The 11,396-nt window shown below is 70.4% G+C and carries 14 protein-coding genes and 1 rRNA gene; 3 read left to right on the top strand and 12 right to left on the bottom strand.

What is annotated here, in order from left to right:
- Together AB0E98_RS03555 and AB0E98_RS03550 are read right to left on the bottom strand one after the other, a co-directional pair.
- A 16S ribosomal RNA gene (locus AB0E98_RS03555) occupies positions 1 to 85 on the bottom strand; the annotation flags it as partial.
- Positions 86 to 680: 595 nt separating this feature from the next.
- On the bottom strand, positions 681 to 1,343 hold the full coding sequence (locus AB0E98_RS03550; protein ID WP_361698088.1) for a DNA-3-methyladenine glycosylase: 663 nt from the start codon (positions 1,341 to 1,343) through the stop codon (positions 681 to 683).
- Positions 1,344 to 1,398: 55 nt separating this feature from the next.
- On the opposite strand from AB0E98_RS03550, the gene AB0E98_RS03545 reads away from it, so the two are divergent.
- The gene (locus AB0E98_RS03545) at positions 1,399 to 2,181 is read left to right on the top strand and encodes a sporulation protein (protein WP_361698086.1); all 783 of its coding nucleotides are present in this window, start codon (positions 1,399 to 1,401) and stop codon (positions 2,179 to 2,181) included.
- A gap of 48 nt (positions 2,182 to 2,229) precedes the next feature.
- Here the strand turns inward: AB0E98_RS03545 and AB0E98_RS03540 are convergent, their stop codons facing one another.
- The gene (locus tag AB0E98_RS03540) at positions 2,230 to 2,694 is read right to left on the bottom strand and encodes a barstar family protein (protein WP_361698084.1); all 465 of its coding nucleotides are present in this window, start codon (positions 2,692 to 2,694) and stop codon (positions 2,230 to 2,232) included.
- On the bottom strand, positions 2,691 to 3,119 hold the full coding sequence (locus AB0E98_RS03535) for a ribonuclease domain-containing protein (protein WP_361698082.1): 429 nt from the start codon (positions 3,117 to 3,119) through the stop codon (positions 2,691 to 2,693). The genes AB0E98_RS03540 and AB0E98_RS03535 overlap by 4 nt, the downstream gene beginning before the upstream one ends.
- 127 nt (positions 3,120 to 3,246) lie before the next feature.
- Between AB0E98_RS03535 and AB0E98_RS03530 the strand changes: the two genes are divergently transcribed.
- Positions 3,247 to 3,786: a YbhB/YbcL family Raf kinase inhibitor-like protein gene (locus tag AB0E98_RS03530; RefSeq protein WP_361698080.1), complete on the top strand. Its 540-nt coding sequence runs from the start codon at positions 3,247 to 3,249 to the stop codon at positions 3,784 to 3,786.
- 286 nt (positions 3,787 to 4,072) lie between these two features.
- Here AB0E98_RS03530 and AB0E98_RS03525 read toward each other — a convergent pair whose 3' ends face one another.
- The 4 genes from AB0E98_RS03525 to AB0E98_RS03510 all read right to left on the bottom strand — a co-directional run bounded on the left by AB0E98_RS03525 (position 4,073) and on the right by AB0E98_RS03510 (position 7,417).
- A complete protein-coding gene (locus AB0E98_RS03525) occupies positions 4,073 to 4,846 on the bottom strand; it encodes a sulfite exporter TauE/SafE family protein (RefSeq protein WP_361698078.1) in 774 nt (257 codons plus the stop codon).
- Between the two features lie 129 nt (positions 4,847 to 4,975).
- Positions 4,976 to 5,923, bottom strand: coding sequence for an SPFH domain-containing protein (locus AB0E98_RS03520; protein ID WP_361698076.1), 948 nt, complete (start codon positions 5,921 to 5,923; stop codon positions 4,976 to 4,978).
- A gap of 195 nt (positions 5,924 to 6,118) precedes the next feature.
- Entirely contained in the window at positions 6,119 to 6,544 is a 426-nt protein-coding gene (locus tag AB0E98_RS03515) for an NfeD family protein (RefSeq protein WP_361698074.1), read from the bottom strand.
- Between the two features lie 63 nt (positions 6,545 to 6,607).
- Entirely contained in the window at positions 6,608 to 7,417 is an 810-nt protein-coding gene (locus AB0E98_RS03510; protein WP_126913552.1) for an ABC transporter ATP-binding protein, read from the bottom strand.
- Positions 7,418 to 7,509: 92 nt separating this feature from the next.
- Here AB0E98_RS03510 and AB0E98_RS03505 point away from each other — a divergent pair, with 92 nt between their 5' ends.
- Positions 7,510 to 8,316 (top strand): hypothetical protein, encoded by an 807-nt coding sequence (locus AB0E98_RS03505; protein WP_361698071.1) that lies wholly within the window; start codon positions 7,510 to 7,512, stop codon positions 8,314 to 8,316.
- Between the two features lie 116 nt (positions 8,317 to 8,432).
- Here the strand turns inward: AB0E98_RS03505 and AB0E98_RS03500 are convergent, their stop codons facing one another.
- From AB0E98_RS03500 to AB0E98_RS03485, 4 genes are all read right to left on the bottom strand, one after another.
- Positions 8,433 to 8,828 carry a chaplin gene (locus AB0E98_RS03500; RefSeq protein WP_361698069.1) on the bottom strand — a complete coding sequence of 132 codons (396 nt, stop codon included), beginning with the start codon at positions 8,826 to 8,828 and terminating at the stop codon, positions 8,433 to 8,435.
- A gap of 200 nt (positions 8,829 to 9,028) precedes the next feature.
- Positions 9,029 to 9,274 (bottom strand): chaplin, encoded by a 246-nt coding sequence (locus AB0E98_RS03495; protein WP_361698067.1) that lies wholly within the window; start codon positions 9,272 to 9,274, stop codon positions 9,029 to 9,031.
- A 177-nt stretch (positions 9,275 to 9,451) separates the two neighbouring features.
- On the bottom strand, positions 9,452 to 10,102 hold the full coding sequence (locus tag AB0E98_RS03490; protein WP_361698065.1) for a response regulator transcription factor: 651 nt from the start codon (positions 10,100 to 10,102) through the stop codon (positions 9,452 to 9,454).
- Entirely contained in the window at positions 10,095 to 11,243 is a 1,149-nt protein-coding gene (locus tag AB0E98_RS03485; RefSeq protein WP_361698063.1) for a GAF domain-containing sensor histidine kinase, read from the bottom strand. The genes AB0E98_RS03490 and AB0E98_RS03485 overlap by 8 nt, the downstream gene beginning before the upstream one ends.
- Positions 11,244 to 11,396 lie beyond the last annotated feature (153 nt).

Raw genomic sequence — 11,396 nt, 5'->3', positions numbered from 1 at the left:
ACCCCGAAAGGCTTCATCGTTCGACTTGCATGTGTTAAGCACGCCGCCAGCGTTCGTCCTGAGCCAGGATCAAACTCTCCGTGAATGATTACCGGGCTGCGTTTAATTAAAAACTGCCGGTGAAACACTCGCGTTGAGCGGAACAACCAGGCGGAATAGGCCCGGTCGTTCACAGCGTCCTCGCTGTGTGCGCCTCCCAGCCGCAAGGACCGGAAGGACTTTTTTAAAGGAACCTCATCCACCATGATGATGGACGGGGTGTCAACATATCTGGCGTTGACTTTTGGCACGCTGTTGAGTTCTCAAGGAACGGACGCTTCCTTTGTACTCACCCTCTCGGGCTTTCCTCCGGGCTTCCCTTCGGTGTTTCCAACCTTACCAGATCCGTTTTCCGTTCCTCCCGCTTCTCAATCGAAGCAGTCGGTTCGAATTCCGTTTCCGGCCCCCTGTTGGAGCGGGGTTTCTCGCTTTCGGCCTTGCGGCTTCCGGCGTGGTCACTACTTTAGCGGATTTCCCTTTCGGCTCCTAATCGAGCCGATCGCAGAATATTTCGGCACGCCGAAATAGACCCCGATCAGGGATGTCCTCGCAGTAGTGGTGGTCGCCGCTCGTCTCGGACGCGCCCAGGGCGCTGCCCGTCTCAAGCGGCTCGCCTACGTTAGGCCCTCTCGGCGCAGGAGTCAAGCACCCGCCTGCTGTCCTCTCTTACTCCTGTCACGCGGCACATGGGCCCGGTACCGGCTGACCGTCGGGTCGCCGTCCGCCCAGAAGCGCCAGGGGTGGACGGCGCCCTCGCCGCCCACGCCCGTGCGGGGGCCGTTGCGCACCTGGCCGGTGGGGACGGGAGTGCCCCGAAGGACGGAGAGGGGCGCGCCCCGGCCGGCGCAGATGTCCGTGCCGTTGAGTGAGCGGTCCACGTCGAGGGCGGTCGCGAGGCGGGCCGGGCCCTGGGCCAGCTCGCGGTTGTGGCGGGCCTTCGGGCGGCGGGTCCGGGCCAGGTCGGCGCCCTTGATCACTTCGCCGCCGCGCAGCAGGACGCCGCTGGCCGTGCCCTCGGGGCCGCAGACCAGGTTGAGGCTGAACCACATGCCGTAGATGAAGTAGACGTACGCGTGCCCGGGCGGACCGAACATCGACGCGTTCCGCTCCGTGCGGCCACGGAAGGCGTGCGAGCCGGGGTCCCTCTCTCCTGCGTATGCCTCGACCTCGGTGATGCGCAGTTCGATCGGGCCCTCGGGGGTCGTCCGGACGAGGGTGCGGCCCAGGAGTTCGGGGGCGACCTCCAGTACGGGACGGTCGAAGAATTCCCGGTCGAGTGGCATACGGTCGGGCGCGGCAGTCATGCCGGCCGAGCGTAGTGGAAGGACCCGGCGGCCGGGTCCGGGGAGGATGAGCGCGATGGTGTTCAAGAAACTGATGGCGAGCCTGGGCGCGGGCGGGGCCTCGGTGGAGACGGTGCTGTTCGAGGAGAACGTCGTACCCGGCGGGGTCGTGCAGGGCGAGGTGCGCATCCAGGGCGGTTCGGTGCCGCAGCGGATCGAGGGGCTGTCGGTGGGGCTCCAGGCTCGGGTCGAGGTCGAGGGGAACGACGGCGAGTACAAGCAGGACGTGGAGTTCACCCGCGTCCAGCTGGGCGGGGCCTTCGAGGTGGAGGCGGGGGCGGCGCACGTGGTGCCGTTCGGGCTGGAGATCCCCTGGGAGACGCCGGTCACCATGTTCCTGGGCCGGCACCTCACCGGGATGAACGTGGGGGTGACCACCCACCTCGCCATCGCCCGCGCGGTGGACTCGAGCGACCTCGATCCGGTGAACGTGCATCCGCTCCCCGCCCAGCAGGCGATCCTCGACGCCTTCGGCCGGCTCGGTTTCTCCTTCAAGTCCGCCGATCTCGAACGCGGCCGTATCAGTGGCACGCGGCAGCGGCTGCCCTTCTACCAGGAGATCGAGTTCCACGCGCCGGCCCAGTACCGGGGGCTGAACGAGGTGGAGCTGTCGTTCGTCGCGGACGACCGCGAGATGGACGTCGTACTGGAGATGGACAAGAAGCCGGGGCTGTTCAGCTCGGGCAGCGACACCTACCGCTCGTTCACCGTGGATCTGCGCACGTACGAGCAGACCGACTGGGCGGCCTACCTCCACCAGTGGCTCGCGGAGGTGGGCGGCAAGCGGAACTGGCTCTGAGCCGGGGGGCGGCCGACGGCCGCCGGGGAACCGGGCCCCGGCCGTCGGTCAGCCCAGCAGGACGACCAGGGGCGAGTCCGTGCTCGCCCAGTGGCCGACGGCGTCGTGGAGGACCGCCTCCGCCGTCCGGGCGTCGCCCGGGGCCGCCTTGCGGAAGGTCTCCCAGTCCTCGGCGAGCAGCAGATAGCCGCGGAACTTGCCGGAGCCCCACCACGACAGGTCCGTGAGGCAGTCGGCGAGGGCGTCCCAGTTGCGGCCGAACCACTCGGGGAACTCCAGGTCCGTCGCGCAGCGGTCCAGGAAGCCGGCCTTGTCGTGGACCCCGGTGAGCCGGAGCCTGGCGCCCCGCCAGTCGGCCTCGGCGGCGCGGGCCATGACGTCCGAGGGGGTGTCCACCGGGGCGTCAGTGGGGACGCCGGCGGGGGCGTTCGTGGGGGGCAGATGGTAGATGCCCGGGGGGATCGATCCGTTGAGGATGCCGGGGAGCCCTGGGGCGGGCAGCGGGCGGGTCATGGGTGCACCACCGCTTCGAAGGTCTGGTAGTGGTCGCCGGTGTAGTAGCGCTCGGAGTGCTCGCCGGTGATGACGCGTCGGGCGCCGCGGGTGCGGGCTCCGGGGGTGGGGACGGTGTACTCGTGGTAGTAGCCGCGGGCCTGCTTGGGAAGCCGGTTCTCGTAGTTGCCGAAGACGGTGCCGTCCTTGTCGTACGGGAAGGGGCCGCCCTTGGCGATGAGTTCGAGGGTACGGCGTGCCTCGGGCGGCAGCTTGTCCTCGGCGACGGTCTTCATGCCCTTCGCCCAGGAGGGCACCGAGCCCGGCGGTGGCGTCGTCGTGACGGCCGGGGTCCGGGGTTTCTCCGCCTTCTGGCTCCCCGACGAGGAGCAGGCGGGGAGCAACAGCAGCGGCAGGGCTGCCAGCAGCAGGGTCAGGGCGCGCATAAGGCGGCTCTGCCCGCGTCCGAAGTTTCGAAGTACATGAAGCACACTCCATATGGTCGCAGTGCCGGTGGTCCAGGCGTCGCTAGGCTGGCGCTTTCAGCTGTCCGCGTGTACTGGAGGTGTCCTGGTGTCCGAGCAGAAGCGTCGGCCGCTCCCCCACGATTTTCATCCGCCGGTGCCTTCGTTCCCCGTGGTGAGCGATGACGTGACGCCCGGGGCGAGACTGAAGAGCGATCAGGTCCTCTCCGGTGGCAATGTGTCGCCGCACCTGCGCTGGGAGGGCGCACCCGAGGGGACGAAGAGCTTCGCGGTGACGTGCTACGACCCGGACGCGCCGACCGGCAGCGGTTTCTGGCACTGGGTCGTCTTCGACATCCCGGCAGGCGTCACCGAGCTGCCGGCCGGTGCGGGCAGCGCCGAGATGAAGGGGCTGCCCGCGGGCGCCGTGCATGTGCGCAACGACTACGGCACCCGTGACTTCGGCGGTGCCGCGCCGCCGCCCGGGGACGGTCCGCACCGGTACGTCTTCACGGTGTACGCGGTGGACCGGGAGCAGCTGGGGCCGGACGAGGCCGCCTCGCCCGCCGTGGTCGGCTTCCACCTGCGCTTCCACGCGCTGGGGCGGGCGCAGCTGATCGGTGAGTACGAGGTGCCGGCGGCCGGCTGATGTTCCCACGCCCCGTCATGCTCGGGTGGGCGGCCGGAAATTCCGTTGCGCCGGGCGGGCGGGGATCGCACAGTAGTGGTGCCTGACTGGCGGCTTCGCATGCGGCCGTCGGGTAGCAGGTACCGCAGTGCGGGGGCGGTGGGGCGCTGGTGCGCCGGCCGTCTGCCGGAGTCCGGCTCGTGAGCCGGGCGGCCGCGCCTGCTGCTGTAACGCTCCGGGCCCGGGGATTTCACGGGGGAAGGGCCCGGAGCGTTCTCTTTTCTCGTCCCTGCTTGAACTCTCGTCCTTACCTGAGCAGCATCTGTGCGATCGCGACGCTGCCGACGACGACGATGACGCCGCGCAGGACCGTGGGCGAGAGCCTGCGGCCTACCTTCGCGCCTATCAGGCCGCCGATGGTGGAGCCGACGGCGATCAGGAGGACGGCCGTCCAGTCGACGTCGGCGACGAAGACGAAGAAGAGCGCGGCGACACCGTTGACGACGACGCCGATGGTGTTCTTGAGGGCGTTGACGCGCTGGAGGTCGTCGTGGAGCAGCAGGCCCATGAGGGAGAGGTACATGACGCCCTGGGCCGCACCGAAGTAGCCGCCGTAGGCGCTGGCCAGGAGCAGTCCGGCCAGGAGGGCGGGGCCGCCGTCGGTGGGGGCCTCGGTGCCGTTGCGCTCCCGGCGGCGGGCGAGGGCCCGGGCGAGCCGGGGCTGGAGCACGACGAGCAGCAGGGCGAGGGCGATGAGCGCGGGGACGATCGTGTCGAAGGCCTTCGACGGCAGGGCGAGCAGGAGGATGGCTCCGGTGAGGCCGCCGATCAGTGCGGTGATGCCGAAGCGGATGACGCGGCCGCGCTGGCCGCGGAGTTCTCGGCGGTAGCCGACGGCGCCGCTGATGTTGCCGGTGACGAGGCCCAGGGTGTTCGAGACGTTGGCGGTGACGGGTGGCAGTCCGGCGGCGAGGAGCACCGGAAAGGTGAAGAGGGTGCCGCTGCCGACGATGGCGTTGATGGTGCCCGCGCCGACGCCGGCGGCGAGAATCGCGATTGCTTCCCAGATGGACAAGGCCATCTCCTTCGCTTCAGTGTGTCGCCTCCCCGCCTTGAGAGGGTCGGGGGGCCGCACTGATCATGCATGAATCGATCACGCATGGGGAGGGAGAGTCCCGGTCGATCGTGGCAGTTGATCGTTCTTGATCGTTCAGTCGATCGGGGGCTGCTCGCGGCGCGGGCTCTCCTTGGTGACCTTGGGGGCACCGCCGCCTCCGACGCCCGGGGCGCCGAAGCTGCCGACGGCGCCGCTGAGGCCCTTGAGGGCGTCGCCGATCTCGCTGGGCACGATCCAGAGCTTGTTGGCGTCGCCCTCGGCGATCTTCGGGAGCATCTGGAGGTACTGGTAGGCGAGCAGCTTCTCGTCGGCGTCACCGGCGTGGATGGACTCGAAGACGGTGCGGATCGCCTGGGCCTCGCCCTCGGCGCGGAGGGCAGCCGCCCGGGCCTCGCCCTCGGCGCGCAGGATCGCGGACTGCTTCTCACCCTCCGCCGTGAGGATCTGCGACTGCCGGATGCCCTCGGCGGTGAGGATCGCGGCGCGCTTGTCCCGGTCGGCGCGCATCTGCTTCTCCATCGAGTCCTGGATGGAGGTGGGGGGCTCGATGGCCTTGAGCTCGACTCGGTTGACGCGGATGCCCCACTTGCCGGTGGCCTCGTCGAGGACGCCGCGCAGGGCGGCGTTGATCTCCTCGCGGGAGGTGAGGGTGCGCTCCAGGTCCATGCCGCCGATGATGTTGCGCAGGGTGGTGACGGTGAGCTGTTCGATGGCCTGGATGAAGCTGGAGACCTCGTAGGTCGCGGCGCGGGCGTCGGTCACCTGGTAGTAGATGACCGTGTCGATGTTGACGACGAGGTTGTCCTGGGTGATCACCGGCTGCGGCGGGAACGGGACGACCTGTTCGCGGAGGTCGATGCGGTTGCGGATCGAGTCGATGAACGGGACGACGATGTTCAGCCCCGCGTTGAGGGTGCGGGTGTAGCGGCCGAAGCGCTCCACGATGGCGGCGCTGGCCTGCGGGATGACCTGCACCGTCTTCATGAGGGCGATGAAGACGAGCACCACCAGGATGATCAGGACGATGATGATCGGTTCCATCGTGGCTCAGCTCCCCGTGCCGCTGTCGTAGGTTCGTGGGTCTCGTGGGTCATGACCGGTGCGCCGGTGCGGTGGTCCTGACCGGCGCGGTGGTCTTGATCAGTCTTACAGAACCGGATGCCACCGTGCAGGCGTTGGGCCCAGCTCGTCGGGATGCGGCCGGTTCTGGCCGACGGGGTCGTCCGGCCGACGGGGTCAGATGACGACCGCCGTGGCGCCGTCGATCTCGACGACGTCGACCTGCTGGCCCACCTCGTAGGAGCGGTCGGCGTGGAGGGAGCGGGCGGACCAGATCTCGCCCGCCAGCTTGATGCGGCCGCCACCGCCGTCGACCCGTTCGAGGACGACGGCCTGACGGCCCCTGAGCGCCTCGATGCCCATCGCCGGCTCGCCGCGCCGGCCGCGCTGGCGGTTGGCGATCGGGCGGACGACGGCGATGAGGGCGACGGAGACGACGGCGAAGACCACGAATTGGGCCACCGTGCCCGCGTGGAAGACGGCCGCGGTGACCGCGGCGGCGACGGCCCCGGCCGCGAGCATGCCGAACTCCGGCATGGCGGTCACGACCAGTGGAATTCCCAGTCCGACGGCGGCCACGAGCCACCACACCCAAGTGTCCACATGGTCATGGTAGGGGTGGTGGCCGCCCGGCGGACAGGGCGTGCGGAGGGGGCTCGGGCTCCCTTAGGCCATCGGGAGACCCTGGGCCGTCCAGCGGTCGCCGCGCTGCTCGACGACCAGCGGCAGGCCGAAGCAGTGGGAGAGGTTGCGGGAGGTCAGCTCGAGCTCGATGGGGCCGGCGGCGAGCACCTTGCCCTGGCGGATCATCAGGACATGGGTGAAGCCGGGGGCGATCTCCTCGACGTGGTGGGTGACCATGACCATCGAGGGGGCGAGCGGGTCGCGGGCGAGCCGGCCCAGGCGGCGGACGAGGTCCTCGCGGCCGCCGAGGTCCAGGCCGGCGGCGGGCTCGTCGAGCATCAGCAGCTCGGGGTCGGTCATCATCGCGCGGGCGATCAGGGTGCGCTTGCGCTCGCCCTCGGAGAGGGTGCCGAACTTGCGGTCGAGGAACTCGGTCATGCCGAGGACGTCGAGGAAGGCACGGGCGCGCTGCTCGTCGACCTCCTCGTAGTTCTCGTGCCAGCCGGCGGTCATGCCGTAGGCGGCGGTGAGGACCGTCTGGAGGACGGTCTGGCTGCGCGGCAGCTTGTCGGCCAGGGCGATGCCGGCCATGCCGATGCGCGGGCGGAGCTCGAAGACGTCGACCGAGCCGAGCTTCTCACCGAGGATCCGGGCGGTGCCCTTGGTGGGGAAGAGGTAGCTGGAGGCGACATTGAGAAGGGTGGTCTTGCCGGCGCCGTTGGGGCCGAGGATCACCCAGCGCTCGCCCTCCTTCACCGACCAGGAGACCTGGTCCACCAGAGCCCGGCCCTCGCGGACCACGGATACGTCCACCAGTTCCAGCACATCGCTCATGAGCGCGTTGTCTCCCATTGCAGTCGCTTCGTCGCTTGCGCCTGTCGGCGCAGCCCCCTGGGAAAAACCTACGCCACCGGTTACCGATGGCAGTCCCTAGGCTGGGGGCCATGCTCGATGAGAATCGCTCAGGACGGCTCACCGCATGGGGAAATGCCCTCCTTGCCGGATTTGCCGCCCCAGATGACGCCGCACACCACATCACCGGAAGTGACGCGGTCCACCGTGTCACCGGTTTGCCCGGCGAGTCCGGGCCGGTGGGACTCACGCTGGCACTGGGACGGCTGAGGGCGCTGGGGGCGACGGGGCTGCGGCTGGCGCTGCCGGCTCCGGGGCATCCGCTGGGGCTGAGCGGTCCGCCGGAGTTCAATGCCCGCGCCATGGAGGCCGAGGAGGCCGTCGTCGTCCCGGGGACGGCGCTGGGGCTGGTGCCGGAGGTGTACGAGGCGGGTCCCGAGGGCGATGTGCACGTCGAGGTGGTGTGGCACTGCCTGGCCGTACGGGACGCGCCGCCGGCCGATGTGCCGTCGCTGTCGGAGGCCGAACGGGAGCTGGCGGAGGCGCTGCGCGAGGCGACCGAGGTGCTGACCGGACTGGACGTGGCCGGCTCGGGACCGGCGGCCCAGGCGGCCCTGGAGGCGTACCGGGCGCGGGCCGAGCGGAGCCGTGAGGTGCTGGCGCCGGGGTATCCGCCGCGGGCGGCGCGGGTGCTGGAGCTGGCGCAGCGGGTCGGGGCGCTGATCGACATCGCGTACGCGCCCGGGGACCGCGAGGGGCGTGAGCACGGCGGCGCGGTGAGCGCGTCGGAGATCGCGGCGCGGGCGGCGGCGCTGCGGCCGGTGGAGCGTACGGCCAGGCGGGCGCGGGTGGCCGCGTACAACGCGATGGTGGAGGAGCGCGACCGCCGACGGCACTGATCCACCCGCGCGCCGATTCAAGCGCCGGACAACGGCGAGGCCCCGCGGACGGAAGGGTCCGCGGGGCCTCGCCGTATGCGCTTCGGCGTCGCCGGTGGTCGGGCGGGGCGTGAACCCTACTCGCGGCCCTCGCGACCGGAGCCATTGCCCTCGCGGCCCTCGCGGCCTCGGTCGTGCCCGTGGCCCTCGCGACCCTCACGGCCGTGGTGGTGGTGCTCGGTCACGTGGTGCTCTTCCATGTGGTGCTCGCGGATGTCACCGTTGATGCAGGTGTTGCCGAACGTCGGGTTCAGGAGCCCGATGATGTCGATGGTGTTGCCGCAGAGGTTGATCGGGACCTGGATCGGAATCTGGATGACGTTGCCCGAGATGACACCCGGTGACCCCTTGGCGACACCGGAGGCCAGCGCTCCGCCGAAACCGTCGTCAGTGGCGGCGGCGGGGACGACGGAGGCGCCGAGAGCGACGCCGGCCGCGGCCAGGGCGAGGGCGGCCTTCTTGGCACTGTTCATAGGTGCTCTTCCTTCTGATGACTGACCTGATCGGCCCCTGCCACGGGGCCCTGCACCTATGAACGCCAATGCACCGCCGATGGCACGGCCATCGACGGTGTTTGCCCTCTTTCGGACGATTGACCGCTACCCGGATGTCGGCTCCGCCGGATGCGGAGCCGACCTGCCTACGAGGTGGCGAGGGTGGTGCGACGAGCTGATTACTCGTTGACGCAGAGGTTGCCCGCGGCCGGGTTCAGAACGCCGACGACGCTGATGCTGTTGCCGCAGACGTTGACCGGGACCTCGACCGGAACCTGGATGACGTTGCCGGAGACGACGCCGGGCGACTTCTCCGCCACGCCGTGCGCGCCGTGAGCCCCGTGGGCGGAGGCGGCACCGGCACCGGCGAGGGCGAGACCGCCGACGGCGAGCGTGACAGCAGCGGCCTTCTTGATGTTGTTCACTCTTACTGTGACCTTCCTGAGTGTTTTGCCAGAGCGTCGCCACGGCTCCCGCCGCGGTTACGCCATGGAAAACGGGCCAGGGCCATTCGGGTTGCTGGGGCGGATGGGTTATCACACGACCGCATGAATCTCTGATCAGAACGCGACGTTCCGCTACTGCCCGGGACCGGGCGCTCCTCAGGCTCCGATCCCATGTCGGACGGCCCATAGCGCCGCCTGGGTCCGGTCGGCGAGGTCCAGCTTCATCAGGATGTTCGACACGTGGGTCTTGACGGTCTTCTCGGACAGGACCAGCGCCCGGGCGATCTCCCGGTTGGACCGCCCGTCCGCGATCAGGGCCAGCACCTCGCGCTCCCGCTCGGTGAGCCCGTTGCCTCTCCCCTGGCTCCCCGAGCCGCCCTCGTCCTGCGACAGCAGGACGTCCGCCACCTCCTGCTGGAGCAGGACGTGCCCGGCGTGCACGGACCGGATGGCACCGGCGAGGGCGTCCGGGTCCACGTCCTTGTAGACATAGCCCGCCGCGCCCGCCCGCAGGGCGGGGATGACGGTGCGCTGCTCGGTGAAGCTGGTGACGACCAGCACCCTGGCGGGGTTGTCGAGCTCCCGGAGCCTGCGCAGCGCCTCGATCCCGTCCATGCCGGGCATCTTCACGTCCATGAGGACGACGTCCGGTCGCAGCTCCTCGGCCCGCTCGACGCCCTCGACGCCGTCCCCTGCCTCTCCGACGACCTCGATGTCGTCCTGGACCTCCAGAAAGGTGCGCAGCCCCCTGCGGACCACCTGGTGGTCGTCCACCAGCAGCACCCGGACGACTCGGTTCTCACCCACCGGGCACCTCCATTTCGATCGTCGTGCCCTTCCCGGGCGCGGAGACTACGGTCAGGCCGCCGCCGACCCCGTTCGCCCGGTCCCGCATGGAGACCAGGCCCAGGTGCCGGCCGGCCCTGCGCACGGCGGAGGGATCGAAGCCCTGTCCGTCGTCGGCCACGCGCAGGGCGGCGCCGTGGCCCCGGCGGGTGAGGGTGACGTCCACGGCCCGTGCCCCGGAGTGGCGCAGGGCGTTGTGGAGGGCCTCCTGGGCCACCCGGAGCAGCGCCTCCTCCTGGGCGGCCGGCAGGGCCCGTACGCCATGGGCGGCGAAGGTGACCCGGGCGGCGGACTGGGCCCGGTCGAGGACCTTGACCTGGGTACGCAGGGTCGCGACGAGGCCGTCCTCGTCGAGCCCGGCGGGGCGCAGCTCCACGACGGCGGCGCGCAGCTCGTCGGCGGCCTCGGCGGCGAGCCGGGCGACCTGGTGGAGCTCGCCCTTGGCGCGGGCGGGGTCGCGGTCGACGAGGGCGGCCGCGGCCTGGGCGGTCAGCCGCAGGGAGAAGAGCTTCTGGGAGACGGCGTCGTGGAGCTCGTGGGCGAGGCGGGCCCGCTCCCCGGCGATGGTCAGCTCACGGCTGCGCTCGTAGAGACGGGCGTTGGTGAGGGCTATGGCGGCGTGCTGGGCGAGGACGCTCAGCAGTTCCTCGTCCTCGGCGGTGAAGCCGCAGCCGCCGGCGGGCTTGGGGCACTTCTTGTCGGCGAGGAAGAGAGCGCCGAGGATCTCGTCGCCGTCGGCGACGGGCATCCCGATGAAGTCGCTCATGTCGGGGTGGGCGTCGGGCCAGCCCTCGAAGCGGTGGTCCAGACGGACGTCGGCGAGGCGCTGCGGGGTGGCGTCCTTGAGCATGGCGGCGAGGATGCCGTGCTGGCGGGGCAGCGGTCCGATGGCCTTCCACTGCTCGTCGCTGACGCCGTCGACGACGAACTGGGCGAAGCCTCCGTGGTCGTCGGGGACGCCGAGGGCGGCGTACTCGGCGTCGAGGAGCTCCCGGGCGGAGACGACGATCGTCTTGAGGACGTCGCGCACCTCCAGGTGGCGGCTCATGGCGAGCAGGGCGGTGCTCACTGCCGTGAGGCCGGAGCGGGGGGCTTGCGTCATGGGGTCACGGTATCCACGGGTGCGGTGCCCCTGGATCGGGCTGCCGGTGGGGGCGGGCGTCGTTCGTAAGCCTTAGGCCGGTGGGCCCGTTTGCGCCCGCCCTCCCCCAGCTACCGCTGGGAGGTGCCCCCATCGCCTTGCGGAACGCCTGCC

Source organism: Streptomyces sp. NPDC037389, assembly GCF_040636475.1.
GTDB lineage: Bacteria > Actinomycetota > Actinomycetes > Streptomycetales > Streptomycetaceae > Streptomyces > Streptomyces hesseae.
This window is presented reverse-complemented; position numbering and strand designations above follow the sequence as displayed.